At 63.0% G+C, this 18067-nt stretch carries 17 protein-coding genes; 6 read left to right on the plus strand and 11 right to left on the minus strand.

The annotated features are described in order from the left end of the window. Positions 1-26 precede the first annotated feature (26 nt). Entirely contained in the window at positions 27-797 is a 771-nt protein-coding gene (locus GR212_RS27635) for a carbon-nitrogen hydrolase family protein (protein WP_163991558.1), read from the minus strand. A gap of 207 nt (positions 798-1004) precedes the next feature. On the opposite strand from GR212_RS27635, the gene GR212_RS27640 reads away from it, so the two are divergent. Then, positions 1005-2375: a TIGR03808 family TAT-translocated repetitive protein gene (locus GR212_RS27640; RefSeq protein WP_163991560.1), complete on the plus strand. Its 1371-nt coding sequence runs from the start codon at positions 1005-1007 to the stop codon at positions 2373-2375. On the opposite strand, the gene GR212_RS27645 is transcribed toward GR212_RS27640, so the two are convergent. The 7 genes from GR212_RS27645 to GR212_RS27675 all read right to left on the minus strand — a co-directional run bounded on the left by GR212_RS27645 (position 2372) and on the right by GR212_RS27675 (position 12807). Then, on the minus strand, positions 2372-3160 hold the full coding sequence (locus tag GR212_RS27645) for a crotonase/enoyl-CoA hydratase family protein (RefSeq protein ID WP_163991562.1): 789 nt from the start codon (positions 3158-3160) through the stop codon (positions 2372-2374). The two genes, GR212_RS27640 and GR212_RS27645, sit on opposite strands and share 4 nt — an antisense overlap. Further along, entirely contained in the window at positions 3157-4026 is an 870-nt protein-coding gene (locus GR212_RS27650) for a hydroxymethylglutaryl-CoA lyase (protein ID WP_163991564.1), read from the minus strand. The genes GR212_RS27645 and GR212_RS27650 overlap by 4 nt, the downstream gene beginning before the upstream one ends. Then, positions 4023-6011, minus strand: coding sequence for an acetyl/propionyl/methylcrotonyl-CoA carboxylase subunit alpha (locus GR212_RS27655; protein ID WP_163991566.1), 1989 nt, complete (start codon positions 6009-6011; stop codon positions 4023-4025). The genes GR212_RS27650 and GR212_RS27655 overlap by 4 nt, the downstream gene beginning before the upstream one ends. 9 nt (positions 6012-6020) lie before the next feature. Next, the gene (locus GR212_RS27660) at positions 6021-6404 is read right to left on the minus strand and encodes a RidA family protein (RefSeq protein ID WP_163991568.1); all 384 of its coding nucleotides are present in this window, start codon (positions 6402-6404) and stop codon (positions 6021-6023) included. Positions 6405-6414: 10 nt separating this feature from the next. Beyond that, entirely contained in the window at positions 6415-8022 is a 1608-nt protein-coding gene (locus GR212_RS27665; RefSeq protein WP_163991570.1) for a carboxyl transferase domain-containing protein, read from the minus strand. 34 nt (positions 8023-8056) lie between these two features. Beyond that, the gene (locus tag GR212_RS27670; RefSeq protein WP_163991572.1) at positions 8057-9220 is read right to left on the minus strand and encodes an isovaleryl-CoA dehydrogenase; all 1164 of its coding nucleotides are present in this window, start codon (positions 9218-9220) and stop codon (positions 8057-8059) included. Between the two features lie 86 nt (positions 9221-9306). Then, positions 9307-12807 carry an indolepyruvate ferredoxin oxidoreductase family protein gene (locus GR212_RS27675; RefSeq protein ID WP_348643563.1) on the minus strand — a complete coding sequence of 1167 codons (3501 nt, stop codon included), beginning with the start codon at positions 12805-12807 and terminating at the stop codon, positions 9307-9309. Between the two features lie 310 nt (positions 12808-13117). Here GR212_RS27675 and GR212_RS27680 point away from each other — a divergent pair, with 310 nt between their 5' ends. Next, positions 13118-13777 (plus strand): glutathione S-transferase family protein, encoded by a 660-nt coding sequence (locus tag GR212_RS27680; RefSeq protein ID WP_163991576.1) that lies wholly within the window; start codon positions 13118-13120, stop codon positions 13775-13777. 6 nt (positions 13778-13783) lie between these two features. On the opposite strand, the gene GR212_RS27685 is transcribed toward GR212_RS27680, so the two are convergent. Continuing rightward, positions 13784-14680 (minus strand): LysR substrate-binding domain-containing protein, encoded by an 897-nt coding sequence (locus tag GR212_RS27685; protein ID WP_163991578.1) that lies wholly within the window; start codon positions 14678-14680, stop codon positions 13784-13786. Between the two features lie 149 nt (positions 14681-14829). On the opposite strand from GR212_RS27685, the gene GR212_RS27690 reads away from it, so the two are divergent. Both GR212_RS27690 and GR212_RS27695 read left to right on the plus strand, forming a co-directional pair. Next, a complete protein-coding gene (locus tag GR212_RS27690; protein ID WP_163991580.1) occupies positions 14830-15015 on the plus strand; it encodes a hypothetical protein in 186 nt (61 codons plus the stop codon). A gap of 25 nt (positions 15016-15040) precedes the next feature. Next, on the plus strand, positions 15041-15397 hold the full coding sequence (locus tag GR212_RS27695) for an MmcQ/YjbR family DNA-binding protein (protein WP_163991582.1): 357 nt from the start codon (positions 15041-15043) through the stop codon (positions 15395-15397). A 5-nt stretch (positions 15398-15402) separates the two neighbouring features. Here GR212_RS27695 and GR212_RS27700 read toward each other — a convergent pair whose 3' ends face one another. Both GR212_RS27700 and GR212_RS27705 read right to left on the minus strand, forming a co-directional pair. Then, positions 15403-16023 carry a glutathione S-transferase family protein gene (locus GR212_RS27700; RefSeq protein ID WP_163991584.1) on the minus strand — a complete coding sequence of 207 codons (621 nt, stop codon included), beginning with the start codon at positions 16021-16023 and terminating at the stop codon, positions 15403-15405. A gap of 152 nt (positions 16024-16175) precedes the next feature. Further along, the gene (locus GR212_RS27705) at positions 16176-16532 is read right to left on the minus strand and encodes a DUF4406 domain-containing protein (RefSeq protein WP_163991586.1); all 357 of its coding nucleotides are present in this window, start codon (positions 16530-16532) and stop codon (positions 16176-16178) included. A gap of 123 nt (positions 16533-16655) precedes the next feature. Between GR212_RS27705 and GR212_RS27710 the strand changes: the two genes are divergently transcribed. Further along, entirely contained in the window at positions 16656-17411 is a 756-nt protein-coding gene (locus GR212_RS27710) for a DeoR/GlpR family DNA-binding transcription regulator (RefSeq protein ID WP_163991588.1), read from the plus strand. Between the two features lie 166 nt (positions 17412-17577). Then, positions 17578-18066 carry a DUF2127 domain-containing protein gene (locus tag GR212_RS27715; protein WP_163991590.1) on the plus strand — a complete coding sequence of 163 codons (489 nt, stop codon included), beginning with the start codon at positions 17578-17580 and terminating at the stop codon, positions 18064-18066. The last annotated feature ends 1 nt before the right edge of the window (position 18067 follow it).

Genomic DNA, 18067 nt, shown 5'->3' on the forward strand with positions numbered 1-18067 from the left:
TCATGAGGATAGCGCGATTTGCACGATTAGGTAGCGATGACAGCAGCTTTTTGATCGAATCCGCGCTCGGGCTGCCGATCAGGGAGGTCGAAGACGAGGACATCCTCGCTATGCGGCTTCGCCTTGGCGACGACAACGCCGTTGGGATCGACAATGGCGCTGCTGCCATAGCTGAACCAGCCGTCGTCGTTGCTGCCGACGACATCCGCAGCCATGACCCAGCATCCCGTATGCCCGGCACATATCTGCAGGCCCGATATGCCCGGCCGATGCCACTTTTCCGCCTTGTGGGGCCGGAGCATCAGGTTGATGGGGTTGCAGATGAGGCCGGCTCCCTTGCGAGCCAGGCGACGCGCCGTGTAGGGATATCTGAGATCGCCGCAGATATTGATGCCGAAGCGCCACCGGCCCTCCTCCCAGACGGGAAAATCCTTCCCCGGCGTACAGCCGCTTTCCAGCGGGTGGGCCTTGGCATAGGCCCCGATCACGCGGCCTGCCTTGGCGACGATGGCGCTGTTGTAGAGCGCGGCGCCCCTGCGCTCGAACAGGCCGACGATGACGGTCGTTCTTCCCGCCGCGAAGCGAGCGACAAGGGCATTCAAGCCGGGATCGTCGAGGGAAAGCGCGCGGCGCCTGGCGATGGCCTCGTTATAGCTGTGCCCCTGCAGATAGCATTCCGGAAAAAGGGCAAGATCGATGCCTTGTGCTTCAGCCCAGGCAAGATCGCGCGCCAAAACCTCGGCCGCCTGTTCGGCGGCGTCGAAAAGTGCCAGACGTTGAAAGGCTGCGATCCGCATGTGGCAGCGGTAACACGCGTGGCGAGTCGCCCCTAGAGTGAACCTACAGGGCGGACGACGTCGCATGTGCCGGATTGGTCAATGAAATGCAAAGAGCCTGGTTCTGGTGGCCGGCCGCAGCGGGTAAACGGCAACCTCCTGTACCAAAGCGGGACAGATCGGCGTGGCACGATTTCTGCTTGGCGGGTGATGTTCCAGGAGTTCGCAATGATTCAACGCCGCGCCTTCATCGCTTCCATCGCCGCCTCGGCTGCGGCCGGCCTGCTTGCGCCGCGCGTTTTTGCAGCACCGCTCGCCAAGATGACCGGTGTCGAGCTGCGGGGGCCGATCGACGCCATTGCGCTGAAGACGACGCCGGGCGCGAGCGACTTCAAGAGCGGCAAGCTGCAGGCGATGATCGACAATGCGGCGCGCACCAATATTCCGCTCTTCCTACCGCCCGGCACCTACAACATTTCCAATCTGACGCTGCCCGACAATACGCGCATTACCGGCGTTCCCGGTGCCTCGCGGCTCGTCTACAGCGGTGACGGCCATCTGATGAATGCCGACAAGGCCCGGCGCATCGAGCTTTCCGGCCTCGTGCTCGACGGCGGTAATCGCTGGCTCGCCGACTATGCCGGCGGCCTGCTGCAATTCACCGGCGTCGACGAGGTGCTGATCGACAATTGCGAAATCGCCGGCAGCCGCAAGCATGCGCTGCAGCTTGAGCGCTGCGGCGGCCGGATCGAGCGCAGCCGCATCTCGGGTGCTGCGGAAGCCGGCATCTATTCCGTCCAGTCAACCGGATTGGCGGTGAGCAGCAACCGCGTCGAGGATTGCGGCAATGGCGGCATCCTCATCCACCGCTGGGACAAGGCCGAGGATGGCAGCAGCGTCATCAACAACCGCATTGCCCGCATCGGCGCCAATGACGGCGGCACCGGCCAGAACGGCAACGGCATCAACGTCTTCCGCGCCGATGGCGTCACGGTCTCGGGCAATCATGTTGCCGATTGCGCCTTCACCGCCATCCGCGCCAACTCGGCATCGAACGTGCAGATCTCGAACAATCAATGCCTGCGTTCCGGCGAAACCGCGATCTACTGCGAATTCGAGTTCGTCGGCGCGACGATCAGCAACAATCTGGTCGACGGCGCTGCCAATGGCATCGCCGTCACCAATTTCGACAAGGGCGGAAGGCTCGCCTCGGTGACGGGGAACGTCATCCGCAACCTGTCGCTGACAGCGCCTTATGCGCAGGACGGCGGCTTTGGCATCGGCATCTCGGCGGAAGCCGATACACTGATTGCCGACAATGTCATCGAGAACGCGCCGCTCTGGGGGCTAAGGCTCGGCTGGGGCCAGTATCTCCGCAACGTCGTCGCAACCGGCAATATCGTCAGGCACGCCGGCATCGGCTGCGTCGTTTCGGTGGCGGACGGCGCCGGCTCGGCCGTGATTGCCGGCAACCTCTTTCAGGAGATGGAGCAAGGCGCGATCATGGGCTTTCGCTGGGACAAGCCCGCCTCCGGCGAATTGGTCAAAGGGAACACGCAGTTCCCGCAATTGACCATCGAAAACAACAGGCTCGTTTAGGCCAATCGCCAGTTCGGCTGCCGCTTTTCGAAGAAGGCGGTGACGCCCTCCCTCGCCTCTTCGGTCTCCCACGCATCCGCCAATTGCTCGACGACATGATCTATCATGTCGTCGGTGATCGGCCTGCCGACAGAGCGCGCCAAGGCCTTGGCGCGAGCCGCGGCCTGCGGAGAGGCCGCCATGAAATGGCGAACCTCGGCCTCTACGGCTTCATCCAATGCGTCCTCTGCAACGACCCGCGACAGGAGACCGGCGGCATGCGCCTGCCAGGCATCGATGATCTTGCCGGAGAGAAACAGCGGGCGGGCGTTCGTCTCACCGATGCGGGCGACGACATAGGGGCTGATGGTGGCCGGGATGATGCCGAGACGCACCTCCGTCAGGCCGAAACGGGCCGTCGATGCCGATATCACCATGTCGCAGACGCTGAGGATGCCGATGCCGCCGCCGAAGGCATTGCCATGGACGCGGGCGACCAGCGGCTTCGGCAGCTCGTTCAGCGCCTTGAACAGCATGGCAAGCCGGCGTGCCTCGGCCATGCGTCCGGCACGCGTGGCGTCGAACTGCGCGCGCATCCAGCCGAGATCGCCGCCGGCGCAAAAACTGGGCCCCTCGCCGGTCAGCACGACGACCCGAACCGTCTTGTCATGAGCGAGATCGTGCGTTGCCGCCGTCAAGTCATCGATCATCCCGGCCGACAAAGCATTATGCTTTTCGGAGCGCGCCAGCGTGAGGTGGGCAACACCGCGTTCATCGGTGGCGACACGGATCGTTTGCGATATCATGGGGCACTCCTGAGGCTGCGGGCAAAGGCGGCGGCGCGGGCGAGCTTGTCCTTGTCGAGGCCGGTGTCGTAACCCCTCGCCGACAGATAGTCGTGAACCGAAACGGTGTCGACATTGCCCTTGGCCCCAGGGGCGAAGGGACAACCGCCGAGACCGCCGGCGGCGGCATCGAAGACGCGCAGGCCGCGCTCCAGGGCGACGGCGATATTCTCGAGCGCGCGGCCAGACGTATCGTGAAAATGGCCGGCAAGCACTGTTGCGGGGAGTTCGCCCAGAACTGCGGCGAGCATCCGGTCGACGGCCTCGGGCGAACCTCTGCCGATCGTGTCGCCGAGGCTGATCTCGTAGCAGCCGAGCGCCCGCAATTGCCACGCGACGTTGACGACATTTTGCGGCGGCACCGCGCCTTCATAGGGGCATTCGACGACGCAGCTGACGTAACCGCGCAATGGCAGACCGCGTTCGCGGCTGGCTGCGGCGACCGGCCGGAAGCGCTCGATGCTCTCGGCGATCGAGCAATTGATGTTGCGCATGGAGAAGGTTTCGGACGCCGAAGCGAAGATCGCCACTTCATCGGCCCCGGCCGCAAGCGCGGCCTCGAACCCCTGCATATTCGGCGCCAGCGCCGTGTAACGGACGCCTGAACGCCGCTTTATTCCGGCCATGACCGCGGCCGCATCGGCAAGCTGCGGCACCCATTTCGGACTGACGAAGCTGGTGACCTCGATGCGCTCGAAACCGCAGTCGGACAGCAGGTCCACCAGCTCGATCTTGCGCGCGGTATCGACCGGCTGCTTCTCATTCTGCAGGCCGTCGCGCGGCGCCATCTCGACGATGGTAACGCGGCTGGAAGGCTTGTCGGTCATGCCGCATCCTCCGGCCGAAGCGACAGAAGCACGGCGCTCTCGCTGGTCTGGTCGCCCTCGCCGACATGCAGGCTTTCCACGATGCCGTCGCGAGCCGCCGTCAGCGTCAACTCCATCTTCATGGCCTCCATGACGATCAGCGCCTGACCCTTGGTCACCGTATCCCCCTCATGCACGCGCACGATCTTGACGAGACCCGGCATCGGCGCAATCACGCGGTCGCCGCCGCTGGCTGTTTCCTCGCCGCCGTCGAGCGGATCGAGGCGGTGGAAATGATGCGTCTGCCCGTCGAGAAACAGGGTGACGCCTGACGATGTCTCGAAGATATCGACGCGCGACTGCCTGCCATCGATCTCGACGCGTCGGGAAACGCCCTCACCCGCAAGCAGGCGGACAGGAATGGTGCGATCATCGAAGGCGACGCTGAAAAGCGCCCGATCCCCGGCAGTCACCCGGCAGCTCCTCTGGCCACCGGCAAAATGCAGCGTGACGGGGCGGCTTGCCTCACCCCAAAGCTGCCAGGCGCCGAGCGAGAGCCATGGGTCGTTGCCGGTGTTTCGAACAAACTCGCCCGCCTCGACAAGCGCGGCGATGGCAAGGGCGGCATCGTCGGGCTGTTGCGCTGCGGTCAGCGCCTCCACGTCCCGGTCGATCAGTCCCGTGTCAGGATGGCCGGCCGCGAAATCCGGCTGGCGGCTGAGCCGGATGAGGAAATCGAGATTGGTGGTGGTTCCCGCGACCTGCGTCTGTTCCAGACCGCGCGTGAGGCCGGCAAGGGCAGCCGCGCGATCCGGCGCATGCACGGTCAGCTTGGCGATCAGCGGATCGTAATGCGGGGTGATGGTATCGCCCTCGCGCACGCCGGCATCGATGCGGACATCGCCTTCGGGAAAGCGAAGGTGGGAAAGGGTGCCGGTTGCCGGCAGGAAGCCGCGCGACGGGTCTTCGGCATAGATACGGGCTTCGAAGGCCCAGCCGTTTATGGCAAGCTCGTCCTGCGTCTTAGGCAGCGGCTCGCCACTGGCGACGCGCAATTGCCATTCGACCAGATCGACGCCCGCGATCGCCTCGGTGACGGGATGCTCGACCTGCAGGCGGGTATTCATTTCCATGAAGAAGAAACGATCCGGCGACAGGCCGTCGGAGACATCGGCGATGAACTCGACCGTGCCGGCGCCGCGATAATCGATGGCGCGGGCGGCGCGGACGGCCGCCTCGCCCATGGCGCTACGCATCTCCTCCGTCATGCCGGGCGCCGGCGCCTCCTCGATCACCTTCTGGTGCCGGCGCTGCAGCGAGCAATCGCGCTCGAAGAGATGCACGGCATTGCCTTGGCTGTCGCCGAAGACCTGGATCTCGATGTGGCGCGGCTTGACCAGATATTTCTCGATCAGCACCGCATCGTCGCCAAATGCGGATTTCGCCTCGCGCTTTGCCGCCTCCAGCGAGGCCTCGAAATCCTCCGGCCGATCGACGCGGCGCATGCCCTTGCCGCCGCCGCCGGCGCGCGCCTTGATGAGAACCGGAAAGCCGATGCCGGCTGCCTGCCCGGCAAGAAAGCCCGGCTCCTGCCCGTCGCCGTGATAACCGGGAACGACTGGCACGCCGGCACGCTCCATCAGCGCCTTGGCGGCATCCTTGAGCCCCATGGCGCGGATGGAGGCCGGTGACGGGCCGATGAAAACCAGGCCAGCAGCCTCGACCGCTTCAGCGAAGTGAGCATTTTCCGAAAGAAAGCCGTAGCCGGGATGAATGGCTTCGGCGCCCGTCCGCTCAGCGGCGGCGATGATCTTCTCCTTCGAAAGATAGCTTTCGCTCGCAGCCGCCGGGCCGATGTGGACGGCTTCGTCGGCCAGCGCCACATGCAGGGAATCCCTGTCGGCGTCGGAATAGACGGCGACCGTGCGGATGCCCAGACGCCGTGCCGTCCGGATGACCCGGCAGGCGATTTCCCCGCGATTGGCGATCAGTATCTTCGAAAACATCGGCGGATCCTATTGCGCGGCGATAACCTCGACCTCGAGCAGCCAGGCGGTATCGAAAATGCCCGCGATCACGACAGTCATGGCAGGCGTGAGCGGGCCGAGATACTCGGCGCGGATCTCGCGATTCTCCATCGTGTGGCGGCGGTCGGCGAGAAAGGTGGTGACCTTGACGATATCGTCCTTCGTCATCCCGGCCGCCTTGAGCTGGGCGTCGATGTTGTGCCAGACCTGCCGCGCCTGCGCCTGAAAACCCTCTGGCAAGGCGTCGTCGACATCGGTCGGTATCTGGCCGCTGACGAAGAGCAAGCGCTCGAAACTCTCGAGTTTTACCGCCTGCGCATAGCCGCCGCGGGGTTGCGGCGCATTCTTGGCATTGATGGCATCGCGTTTCATCTCCATCTCCTCACATCCTGAAAAGACCGAAGCGTGTGTCTTCGATCGGCGCGTTGAGTGCTGCTGAAAGCGACAGAGCCAGCACGTCGCGGCTCTTGCGCGGGTCGATGATGCCGTCGTCCCAAAGACGGGCCGAGGCATAGAGCGGGTGGCTCTGGGTTTCGAACATCTTGAGCGTCGGCGCCTTGAAGGCGGCCTCCTCCTCCTTCGTCCAGGGCTTGCCGGCACGCGCCAGCGCTTCGCCCCGCACGGTGGCGAGCACGCCCGCCGCCTGCTCCCCGCCCATGACGGAGATTCGGCTGTTGGGCCATGTCCAGAGGAAGCGCGGCGAATAGGCACGGCCGGCCATGCCGTAGTTGCCGGCGCCGAAGGAGCCGCCGATCAGCATGGTGATCTTCGGGACCTTGGTGGTGGCAACGGCCGTCACCAGCTTGGCGCCGTTCTTGGCGATGCCCTCGGTTTCGTATTTGCGCCCGACCATGAAGCCGGTGATGTTCTGCAGGAAAACGAGCGGGATCTTGCGCTGCGAGCAAAGCTCGACGAAATGCGCGCCCTTCAGCGCCGACTCCGAGAAAAGCACGCCGTTGTTGGCGATGATCCCTACCGGAATGCCATGGATATGGGCAAAGCCGCAGACCAGCGTCGTGCCGTAACGGGCCTTGAATTCGTCGAAGCGCGAGCCATCCACCGTGCGGGCGATGACCTCGCGCACGTCATAGGGCGTGCGCAGATCGGAAGGGACGATGCCGAGGATTTCTTCGGGGTCGTAGAGCGGCGGTTCGGGCGAACGAAGCTCGACGCTTTCGGGCTTGCGGCGGTTGAGGTTGGCGACCGCCTGCCGGGCGAGCGCAAGCGCATGGGCATCGTCGCGCGCCAGATGATCGGCAACGCCGGAAAGCCGCGTATGGACGTCGCCGCCGCCGAGATCCTCGGCCGAGACCACTTCGCCTGTTGCCGCCTTGACCAGCGGCGGTCCGGCAAGAAAGATCGTCCCCTGCTTGTCGACGATGATGGTCTCGTCCGACATGGCCGGCACATAGGCGCCGCCTGCGGTGCAGGAGCCCATGACGACGGCGATCTGCGGGATGCCGGCCGCCGACATATTGGCCTGATTGTAGAAGATGCGGCCGAAATGATCGCGGTCCGGAAAGACCTCGTCCTGGTTCGGCAGGTTGGCGCCGCCGGAATCGACGAGATAGATGCAGGGGAGATTGTTTTCCGCCGCAATCTCCTGCGCCCGCAGATGCTTCTTGACCGTGATCGGATAGTAGGTGCCGCCTTTGACCGTGGCGTCGTTGCAGACGATCATGCAATCGCGGCCGGAGACGCGGCCGATACCGGCGATTAGCCCGGCACCGGGCGCATCGCCGCCATAGAGGCCATGAGCGGCCGTCGTCCCGATCTCGAGAAACGGCGTGGCCGGATCGATCAATCCCGCAACACGATCGCGCGGCAACATCTTGCCTCGGCCGACATGGCGCTCGCGCGCCTGGGCGCCGCCGCCTTCCGCCGCCTGCGCCACCGCCGCCTCGGCCACGCCGATCGCCTCGAGAAGCGCGGCGCGGTTGTCCCGGAAGCGATCCGTATGCGTCGATATCTCTGATTTCAGGACGGTCATGCGCTTCACCGGTTGATGGGAATGGGGTTCGAAATCAGGCCGTCTCGCCGAACAGCTCGCGGCCGATCAGCATACGCCGGATTTCGGACGTGCCGGCACCGATTTCGTAGAGCTTGGCATCGCGCAACAGCCGGCCGGCCGGATAATCGTTGGTATAGCCGTTGCCGCCGAGCGCCTGGATGCATTCCAGCGCCAGCGCCGTCGCCTTCTCGGCGGAATAGAGAATGCAGCCGGCGGCGTCCTTGCGCGTGGTCTCGCCGCGATCGCAGGCGGCTGCGACCGCATAGACATAGGCGCGGGCCGCATTCATGGTGACGTACATATCGGCAAGCTTGCCCTGCATGAGCTGGAACTCGCCGATCGACTGGCCGAACTGCTTGCGCTCATGCATGTAGGGCAGCACCACATCCATGCAGGCGGCCATGATGCCGACGGGACCGCCCGACAGCACGACGCGCTCGTAGTCGAGACCCGACATCAGCACGCGGACGCCGCCATCGACCTGCCCGAGAACATTCTCCTCCGGCACTTCGCAATCGAGAAAGATCAGCTCCGAGGTGTTCGAGCCGCGCATGCCGAGCTTGTCGAGCTTCTGGCCGACGGAGAAGCCGGGGAAGCCTTTTTCGACCAGGAAAGCGGTAATGCCGCGCGGGCCCGCATCGGGCGAAGTCTTGGCGTAGACGACGAGCACATCGGCATCCGGGCCGTTGGTGATCCACATCTTGCTGCCGTTGAGGACATAGTGACGGCCGCGCTTTTCAGCGTGCAGCTTCATGGACACGACATCGGAGCCGGCACCCGGCTCCGACATGGCCAATGCACCGACATGATCGCCCGATATCAGCTTCGGAAGATAGCGCTCCTTTTGCGCCGTCGTGCCGTTGCGGTGGATCTGGTTGACGCAGAGGTTGGAATGGGCGCCGTAACTCAGGCCGACGGAAGCCGACGCGCGGCTGATCTCCTCCATCGCGATCGTATGGGCGAGATAGCCGAGGCCGGCACCGCCATAGGCATCGTCGACGGTGATGCCGAGCAGGCCGAGATCGCCCATCTCCTTCCAGAGATGCATGGGGAAACTGTTGTTGCGATCGATCTCGTCGGCAAACGGTGCGATGCGGCGATCGGCAAAGCGACGCACCTGCTCGCGCAATGCGTCGATGTCCTCGCCCAGCGCGAAGTTCAGTCCCCCTTCAAACATGCGGCTTCTCCTCCCGACCTTTCCGAACGCGCGATCTTCTCGAACGTATGTCTCGTTGTCCCCGCTTCAAGTTCCGGCCGCAGCCGTCATGCTGCATCTGCCGGGACATGCTCTTTCTGCTGCGGCATCTCGTAGATCTTCAGCTTGTCGGCAATCCGGACCATGATCTTCCGGGCAGCTTCCTCCTTGACCGGGCCGAAGCCTCTTATCTCATCGAACAATGAGAGGATGGCAAGAGCTTCCGCCTCATTGTCGTGGCGCAAGCCGGCGAGCACGCGCTCGGCTATCCCTTCATATTCGGCAATCAGGCGACGTTCCAGGCGGCGCTCGGCCATATAGCCGAAGGGATCGAGAGCAGTCCCGCGCAGCCGCTTCATTGGCGCAAGGGCGCGCAGCAACGGCAGGATCCAGGCACCGAATTCACGCTTCTTCGGCCGGCCGTTCGGATCCTTGCCGCCGAGGATCGGCGGGGCAAGATTGAGGGCCAGCTTGAAATCGCCTTCCATCTCCTCGCGCAGATGCGCCTCGAAAGCCGGATCCGTCAAAAGACGGGCGACCTCGTACTCGTCCTTGTAGGCCAGAACCCGCGCATAGGTGACGCCGACGGCGAAGGGGATCTTGTCCGAAAGCCGTTCCCTTGCGGCCAGCGCGTGGGCGTGAGCCACAAAAGCGGCATAGCGCTCGGCAAGCGCCGCATTCTGATAGGCGGTCAGATGCGCCTTGCGATGCTTGACGAGCTCATCGAGGCTCATATCCACCAGAGTCTTGCCGGCATACGGCTCGGCCATCAAGGCATGCACGGCCTGCGGATCATGCGCCAGAAGCCTGCCCCAATGGAAAGCGGACAGGCTCGCCTTGACGGCGACACCGTTGAGCTCGATCGCCTTTTCGATCGCTTCGAGAGAGAGTGGCAGCAGGCCGCGCTGCCAGGCAAAGCCGGTCAGCAGGATGTTGGTCGATATGGCGTCACCGGTCACCTCGGTCGCGACATGGTTGAAATCGAGGAAGACGGACTTGTCGCTCACGGTCTTGGCGATCGTGTGCTGGATCGATCCGGCCTTGAAATCGAAATCGCGGTTGCGGACGAAATCGGCGACCGGCATCAGGCCGGTGTTGACGATGGCCGTGGTCCGCGTCGAGGAGCAGAGCGTGATCGCGTCCTTGGAGGCACCGACCACCTCATCCGCCGCAAACAGCAGATCCGCACCGCCATTGACGATGCGCGACGAGGTGACGTCGGCCTCATTGTGGCCGATGCGCAGATGGCTCATGACCGCTCCCCCCTTCTGGGCGAGGCCGGCCATGTCGAGGATCATCGGCACCTTGCCGTCGAGATGCGCGGCCATGCCGAGGATGGCGCCGACGGTCAGGATGCCGGTGCCGCCGACGCCGGCTATCGCGATATTCCAGGGCCGGTCGCCGATGACGGGGATTTCGGGCATCGGCACTTCAACATCGGCGTGCTCAAGCGCCTTGCGCTTGCGCCGCTTGCCGCCATGAACCGTCACGAAGGACGGGCAGAAGCCTTTGACGCAGGAAAAATCCTTGTTGCAGCTCGACTGGTTGATCTGGCGCTTGCGGCCGAATTCCGTTTCCAGCGGCTCGACCGAGATGCAGTTGGATTGCACCGAGCAATCGCCGCAGCCTTCGCAGACGGCCGGGTTGATGAAGACACGCTTCGCGGGGTCCTCCATCAGGCCGCGGCTCCGGCGGCGGCGCTTCTCGGCGGCACAGGTCTGGACGTAAACGATCGCCGAGCAGCCCTCGGTCTCGCGCAACGTCAGCATCACCTGATCGATATGGTCGCGATGCAGGACCTTGACGCCGGGCGCCAGCTCGGAGGCGCGATAGGCATCCGGATTGTCCGACAGCAGGTAGATCGGCTTGACGCCTTCGTCGTGCAGCTGCTTCGTCACCAGCTGCGGCGTCAGATAGCCGTCGATCTGCTGGCCGCCGGTCATGGCGACGGCATCGTTGTAGAGCAGCTTGTAGGTAACGTTGACCTTGGAGGCGACGGACTGGCGGATGGCGAGAATGCCGGAATGGAAATAGGTGCCGTCACCGAGATTGACGAACATGTGCTTTTCGTCGGTGTAGCGGGCGATCGCCGTCCAGGGCACTCCCTCGCCGCCCATCTGGGTGAAGGTCTCGGTGTTGCGGTCCATCCAGGTGACCATGTAATGGCAGCCGATGCCGGCGATGGCGCGGCTGCCTTCGGGAACGCGGGTGGAGGTGTTGTGCGGACAGCCTGAGCAGAAGAACGGCGTGCGGTTCAGCGGCGCGACATGGCTGCGGCTGATCTGGCCGCGCTCGGCGAGATAGGCGAGCTTGGCGGCGATGCGGTCATGCAGGCCCTGATCCAGATCGAGCTTGACGATGCGTCCGGCGATCGCTCTCGCGACCGCGCCGACGGTCAGCGCCGCCGAGAGGCTGAGATAGGGCTTGTCGTGCTCGTCGAACTTGCCGACGATGCGCGGGCGGACATCGGCCCGCCAGTTGAACAGCTGCTGCTTGATCTGGTTTTCGATGATCTCGCGCCGCTCCTCGACGACAAGAACCTTGTCCAGCCCTTCCGAAAAGTGCCGGACGGCTTCCGGCTCCAGCGGCCAAGGCATACGCACCTTGAGGATACGCATGCCGATGGCGGCCATTTCCCGCGGTCCGATCTCCAGCTCGCGCAGCGCCTGCAGCACATCCTCATAGGCCTTGCCTGACGAGATGATACCGAAGCGCGCATTGGGCACGTCATGGGTGACTTCGTCGACGCGATTGGCGCGGGCGAAGGCGATGGCGGCATAGGCCTTGTAGGTCTGCAGGCGATCGTCCTGCACCAGGGGCGGATCGGGCCACCGCAGGTTCAGGCCGCCGGGAGGCAATTCGAAGTCGGTCGGCAAGACAAATTGGCGTCTCTCGCCCGACAAGTCGACCGCTGCCGTCGTCTCGACGGTATCTGCGATGAATTTCATACCGACCCAGCAGCCGGAATAGCGCGACATGGCAATGCCGAGCAGGCCGTATTCCAGGAATTCGTGGATGGACGAGGGATAGATGACCGGGATGACCGCCGACATGAAATCGTGGTCGGTCTGGTGCGGGATGGTGGAAGATTTGGCGGAATGGTCGTCGCCGGCGAAACAGAGCACGCCGCCGTGTTTGGACGTGCCGGCCGCATTGCCGTGCTTCAGAACGTCGCCGGAGCGGTCGACGCCGGGACCCTTGCCGTACCAGATGCCGAGCACGCCGTCCTTGCGGGCGCCGGGCGATAGACCGACCTGCTGCGAGCCCCAGACGGCGGTGGCGGCGAGATCCTCATTGATCCCAGGCTGGAAAGTGACGTCATGGGCGTCGAGGTAAGTCTGCGCTTTCAGAAGCTGCTGGTCGTAGCCGCCAAGCGGCGAGCCGCGATAACCGGAAATGAAGGCTGCCGTATTGAGACCGGCGGCGCGGTCACGCCGCATCTGGGTCATGGGCAGCCGCACCAGCGTCTGCAGGCCGGTCATGAAAACGCGGCCTTCCTCTGCGGTATATTTGTCGTCTAGCGATACGCTGGTCGCAAGCATCTGCTCTCCTCCCGAGATCGCAGTCACCAATTGCGCAAATGCATTTTCGCCGAAAGCCTCCTACCGCTTCCGATGAAAACCATACCAGAACTCTAACATGCGTCGGCGCTAATTTCCGAACGAAGGCGGCATGCGCACAGCATGATTTGCAAAGATTTCGGGCGGCCTGCGGATATTTCGTGCTCGTCGCTAGCGTCAGCCATCCGCCCTCGCCCTTCGAGACAGCCCGGCGGCCCACCGCGCATCAAAAGCTTTGATCGCAGATATCGGTGCAAGCCTCTTCCCTTCGCCAATACCCGCCAATAACCTCGCGCGACTCAAAACCTTGGAGACCCATATGCTGACGATCTACGGCGTCTATCGCTCGCGCGCATCGCGCAACTACTGGATGGCGGAGGAACTCGGCATCGCGTTCAAGTCCGTGCCGGTCATGCAGGCCGGGCGGCTCGCCAATCCGCTCGCCGCCGACGCACAGATCAACACGATGTCGCCGGAGTTTCTGGCGATCAATCCGATGGGCATGATCCCCTGCATCAAGGATGGCGATCTCATCATGCATGAATCGCTTGCCATCAACCTTTATCTCGCGCGCAAATATGGCGGCCCGCTTGCCGGCAGGACGGTGGAGGAGGAAGGGCTGATGTCGATGTGGACAATGTGGGCCGCGACCGAGGTCGAGCCGCACAGCGTCGCAATCGTCCGCATCTATGACAATGCCAAGGAGAATACCGAGCCTGGAAAGGCCGGGATCGCGGTTGCCTGCCGCTGGCTGAAGAAGCCGCTCGACGTGCTGGAGAAGCATCTGCGAGATCAGGATTATCTCGTCGGGAACCGCTTCACCGCCGCGGATCTCAACCTCGCCGAAGTGCTGCGCTATGCCCAGACCGAGCAGGAGCTCTTCGACGCCCGCCCGAAGACGAAAGCCTGGATCGAGCGCTGCCAGTCGCGCGATGCCTACAAGGCCATGCAGGCGACCCGCGGCAAGGAGGCAGCCTGACGGCACCTATTGGAAGAGGCGGATGCTCTCTTCCATTTCCTCGCGGATCCAGGCCTTGAAAGCCGTCACCTTCTTCGGCTCGCGCATCCCTTCTGCCGTGACGAAGTAGTGGCCGAAGCCCGTTCTGGCGCGGATGCCGAAGGGATCGACAAGGCATTTCTGCTCCAGAGCATAGGCGGCCAGCGTCTGCCAGGCGAGCATCACGCCCTGCCCCGCCATGGCCGCATCCAGGCAGAGCGACGCATCGTTGAAGATGTGCCGCTCCTCTATGCGATGGCCCGACAGGCCGGCCTCGTGCAGCCATAGCTCCCAGCTGAACATCGCATGTCCGTCGATGACGGCGGGAATTTTCAAGAGATCGGCGGGCTCGCGAAGCGTCGCGGCGATCTGGGGCGTGACGACCGGGAAAACCTCCTGCGCCAGCAGCAGCTCCGACTTGACGTCAGGCCACTGGCCGCTGCCGACCCGAATGCCGATATCGACATCCGACGTCGCCGGATTGATCAGGCGCGTGGTGGCATCGATGCGCAGACGGATATCCGGATGGCGGCTGGCAAAGCGGTCGAGCCGATACACCAGCCAGCGGGCGGCGAAAACCGGCGCAACGGAGATGGTGAGGATATTCTCGTCCTTGTGCTGCGCGAGGGAGATTGCCGCCGACAGCGCCTGAAATCCTTCGCCGAGCCTTGCCAACACCGCCATGCCCGATGCCGTGGCCGTCATGCCCTTGGACGTGCGCTCGAAAAGCGGTCGGCCGAGCTGCGCTTCGGCCTTGATGACCTGCTGGCTGACTGCGCCGACCGTCACGCCGAGTTCGTCGGCCGCTGCCTGCAGCGAACCGAGCCGACCGACCGCCTCAAGGGCACGAAGACCGTTCAGATGAACGTTATTGAGGTTTCTCATATAGAATATCTATATCAGCATCTCGGCATTCTCAATTGAACGAAGTGAGAATAAGCGCGATTGTTGCAGCATGGAATTGCGAAATGCCGCTATCCCGCTGGCTGATGCCGTCATGGTTGCATCGATGCGGGACGCCAAGGAGGCATGCCATGTCGATCTTGAAGTTTTTCTTCAGTCACCCGCTGGAAGGGGATGGCGAACAGGAAGGCGATCCGCTGCAGCATCCCATGCTTGCCGCCATGTCGCTGGAAGAACTGGCCGATCTGCCGCTGATGCCGGAAAATCTGGGGCGGCCTATGGACAAGCGCGCCATTCAGCCGGAAGAATGCGCGTAGGAGAGATCTGACCCCACTCGCGCGCATGACATCGAACGTCGATATGGACGCCATCGCGGAACGACTGCGGCGGCTGATAACTCAAGCCGGCCTGCCGGGCGTGGAGCCCAGCGCGTATTATGGCCTGCCGGCCTTCAAAGTCGGCGGCAAAGCCTTCGTGACGGTGAAGAATAACGAGACCGTCGTCTTGTCCTTGCCGGTCGACCGCAAGGAACAGCTCATCGAGATGGCGCCGGACATCTATTTCCAGACGGATCACTATGTCGGCTGGCCTTCCCTGCCCCTGCGCATCACCGCAATCGGTGACGAGGAACTGAAACGGCGTCTTATCGAGGCGTGGCGGTACCGCGCCCCGAAGAAGCTTCAGGCAACTTTCGGCTGAGGCGATCAGCCCTCGTCGATGGCAAGCGCCGTCTGCACGGCCGGGCGCTCGAGCATGCGCGCATAGTGGGCGCTTACCTTCGCGAACTGGTCGCGATCGACATTGTCTCCCGGCAACCACTTTGCCATGGTGAAGAGATAGCAGTCCGCGACGGTATATTGCTCTCCCATCACCCAGGGGCCTTTCAGCAGCTTGTCCTCGAGCAAGGCAAAGCTTTCGGTCATGGTTTGCGGCACCTTGGCCTTCATCGTCTCGATGGCGGCGGCATCGTCGGTCCAGCGGGTGCCACGTCCCTTGTGCGCATGGTTCACATGGACCGTCGACGAGAGATAGCTGTTGAAGGCCTGCATCTGCCCGAATTCGAAGGGATCGTCGAGCGGCGCCAGCTTGGCGGCGGGCGCGATCTGGGCGATGTAAGCCAGGATCGCGATATTTTCCGTAAGGACGCCCTTGTCGGTTACCAGTGCCGGAACGCGCCCCTTGGGGTTGATGGCCAGATAATCAGGCTGGCGCTGATCGCCGTTGGCAAGAATGAGGCGGCGGTGCTCAAAGGCGAGACCGGACTCCTGCAAGGCAATCAGACTGGCGAGCGCGCAGCTTCCGGGTGCGTAATAGAATGTCAGCATATTCCATTCCTCGATTGGATTCCCCGGAAAGCTAACGGTAACCCGATCAATACGGAAGTAGCCGACACCGATGGCCGCTACAAAAGGTTTTGATCGATTCGGCTGATTGCCCATCCCCATGATGTCGGACCATGGAGATGGGCGACCGATTCTTAGGCGCAGCCGGGCACGTCTTCCAGCTTGTACCAGACCGGAATACCACGCTCGCGGGCGATGCGAACGTCATTGTCAGCGCCCTTGGAATCGCCCGGCAACCTCAGGACGCCTTCGCAAAGCTGCAGCAGCCGACCAGCTGTCGGATGAAAAATCTCCTCGTACAGATCGTCGCCGATGCTCTTGCCGCCTGCGGCATGCCATACCGGCAGGGCGACCCATTCGCCGATCATAGGCAGATGCCCGGCCTTGAACAGAGCGTAAGACGGCGCCTCCAGCCGCTTGAGGTTTTCGGCCATTTTCACGGGATCGTCCCCGGTGCCGGATCGGTAAGGGCCCGCAATCAAGATCAACATGTCATTTCTCCATTCTCACCTGCTCCCTGCAGGAATTTGCACGAATATGCGCATATTTTCTTGAATGTCGAATCTATTCTGATAGATTCACGATATTTCGTGAAATAACATGCAGAGACCGACATGCTGACCAGCCAACGCAAAGCCCTCATTCTCGAAAGATTGCGCCGGGACGGCCAGGTGATCGCCAAGGCGCTGGCAGACGATCTCGGCCTTTCCGAAGACACGATCCGCAGGGACCTGCGGGAAATGGCGGCGGAGAAACTGCTGAAGCGGGTGCATGGCGGCGCGCTGCCGCTTTCGCCGGAGCTCCCGGATTTTTCGACCCGGCAGGCAGTCTCCTCGGATGCGAAACGCAGGCTCGGCGCCTATGCGGCCAACATGATCCGACCGGGGCAGACCGTATTTCTCGATGGCGGCACCACGAATGCCGAGATCGCCCGCCATCTTCCGAAGAACCTGGCCGTCACTATCGTCACCCACAGCCCGACGATAGCAGGCGAACTGGAGCACCACCCCACCGCCGAGGTGATCGTGATCGGCGGCAAACTCTACAAGCATTCGATGGTGGCAACGGGCGCCGCCGCCATGGCGGCGATCGCGTCCATAAGGGCCGATCTCTTCTTTCTGGGCGTCACCGCCATTCATCCCGCCCGCGGCTTTTCGACCGGTGATTTCGAGGAAGCAGCCATCAAGCGGCATATCGCGCAATGCGCGGCTGAAACCTATGTGCTGGCGACAGCCGAGAAGCTCGATGCTGCCTCGCCCTGCCAGATCCTGCCGATAAAGAGCGTTTCCGGCCTGATCGTGCCGTCCGGTATCTTTGAGGAAAGCCTGGCTCCCTATCGCGACGCCGAGCTGCCGATCTTCCTGGCCTGACACGCGTGGCGCACCCTGCCCGCCGAAACATGATATCAGGTTAGGATTGCGTCGCCGTCATCACGATCCGGTCGCAGATTGATCCTATGCCGATTGGATATCGGCTTGCCTTGCGGCCGTCGCCGATCAAGCCCACCTCAAGAGGCGCAAGAGGTTACGATTGTCCATGAACGAACGCCGCATTCACCAGCTCTTCGAAGTCAGCATTCTTTTGAAGGGCGCGCATGCCTTGATCGAATGCATCGGCGGCATCGCGCTCGCGCTCGTCAGCACAGAATCCATTCTAAGCCTGGCAAACAGGATCACGCAGCCCGAGCTGCTCAATGACCCGAAGGACTTCATCGCCACCCATCTGCTGACCTGGGCTCAGGATTTTTCCGTCGGCACCAAGAATTTCTATGCCTACTACCTGCTGAGCCACGGGCTGGTGAAGGTATTGCTCGTCATCGGCCTGCTCAGGGGCAAGATGTGGGCCTATCCGGCATCGCTGGTGGCCTTGGGGCTTTTCATCGCCTACCAGCTTTACCGCTTCGCCGACACGCACGGCATCGGGCTCATCATTCTCACCGTTTTCGACCTCGTGGTCATGATCCTCATCTGGCAGGAATACAAGGTCGTCCGGCAACATCTGCCGGCTCGCCAGACAAGGATCTGAA

The sequence above is a fragment of the Martinezella lusitana genome (assembly GCF_010668395.1).
Lineage (GTDB): Bacteria > Pseudomonadota > Alphaproteobacteria > Rhizobiales > Rhizobiaceae > Rhizobium > Rhizobium lusitanum_A.

Coding starts and splice junctions, on each gene's coding strand:
- GR212_RS27635 (WP_163991558.1), bottom strand. CDS start 797: ATGCGGATCGCAGCCTTTCAACGTCTGGCACTTTTCGACGCCGCCGAA.
- GR212_RS27640 (WP_163991560.1), top strand. CDS start 1,005: ATGATTCAACGCCGCGCCTTCATCGCTTCCATCGCCGCCTCGGCTGCG.
- GR212_RS27645 (WP_163991562.1), bottom strand. CDS start 3,160: ATGATATCGCAAACGATCCGTGTCGCCACCGATGAACGCGGTGTTGCC.
- GR212_RS27650 (WP_163991564.1), bottom strand. CDS start 4,026: ATGACCGACAAGCCTTCCAGCCGCGTTACCATCGTCGAGATGGCGCCG.
- GR212_RS27655 (WP_163991566.1), bottom strand. CDS start 6,011: ATGTTTTCGAAGATACTGATCGCCAATCGCGGGGAAATCGCCTGCCGG.
- GR212_RS27660 (WP_163991568.1), bottom strand. CDS start 6,404: ATGAAACGCGATGCCATCAATGCCAAGAATGCGCCGCAACCCCGCGGC.
- GR212_RS27665 (WP_163991570.1), bottom strand. CDS start 8,022: ATGACCGTCCTGAAATCAGAGATATCGACGCATACGGATCGCTTCCGG.
- GR212_RS27670 (WP_163991572.1), bottom strand. CDS start 9,220: ATGTTTGAAGGGGGACTGAACTTCGCGCTGGGCGAGGACATCGACGCA.
- GR212_RS27680 (WP_163991576.1), top strand. CDS start 13,118: ATGCTGACGATCTACGGCGTCTATCGCTCGCGCGCATCGCGCAACTAC.
- GR212_RS27685 (WP_163991578.1), bottom strand. CDS start 14,680: ATGAGAAACCTCAATAACGTTCATCTGAACGGTCTTCGTGCCCTTGAG.
- GR212_RS27690 (WP_163991580.1), top strand. CDS start 14,830: ATGTCGATCTTGAAGTTTTTCTTCAGTCACCCGCTGGAAGGGGATGGC.
- GR212_RS27695 (WP_163991582.1), top strand. CDS start 15,041: ATGACATCGAACGTCGATATGGACGCCATCGCGGAACGACTGCGGCGG.
- GR212_RS27700 (WP_163991584.1), bottom strand. CDS start 16,023: ATGCTGACATTCTATTACGCACCCGGAAGCTGCGCGCTCGCCAGTCTG.
- GR212_RS27705 (WP_163991586.1), bottom strand. CDS start 16,532: ATGTTGATCTTGATTGCGGGCCCTTACCGATCCGGCACCGGGGACGAT.
- GR212_RS27710 (WP_163991588.1), top strand. CDS start 16,656: ATGCTGACCAGCCAACGCAAAGCCCTCATTCTCGAAAGATTGCGCCGG.
- GR212_RS27715 (WP_163991590.1), top strand. CDS start 17,578: ATGAACGAACGCCGCATTCACCAGCTCTTCGAAGTCAGCATTCTTTTG.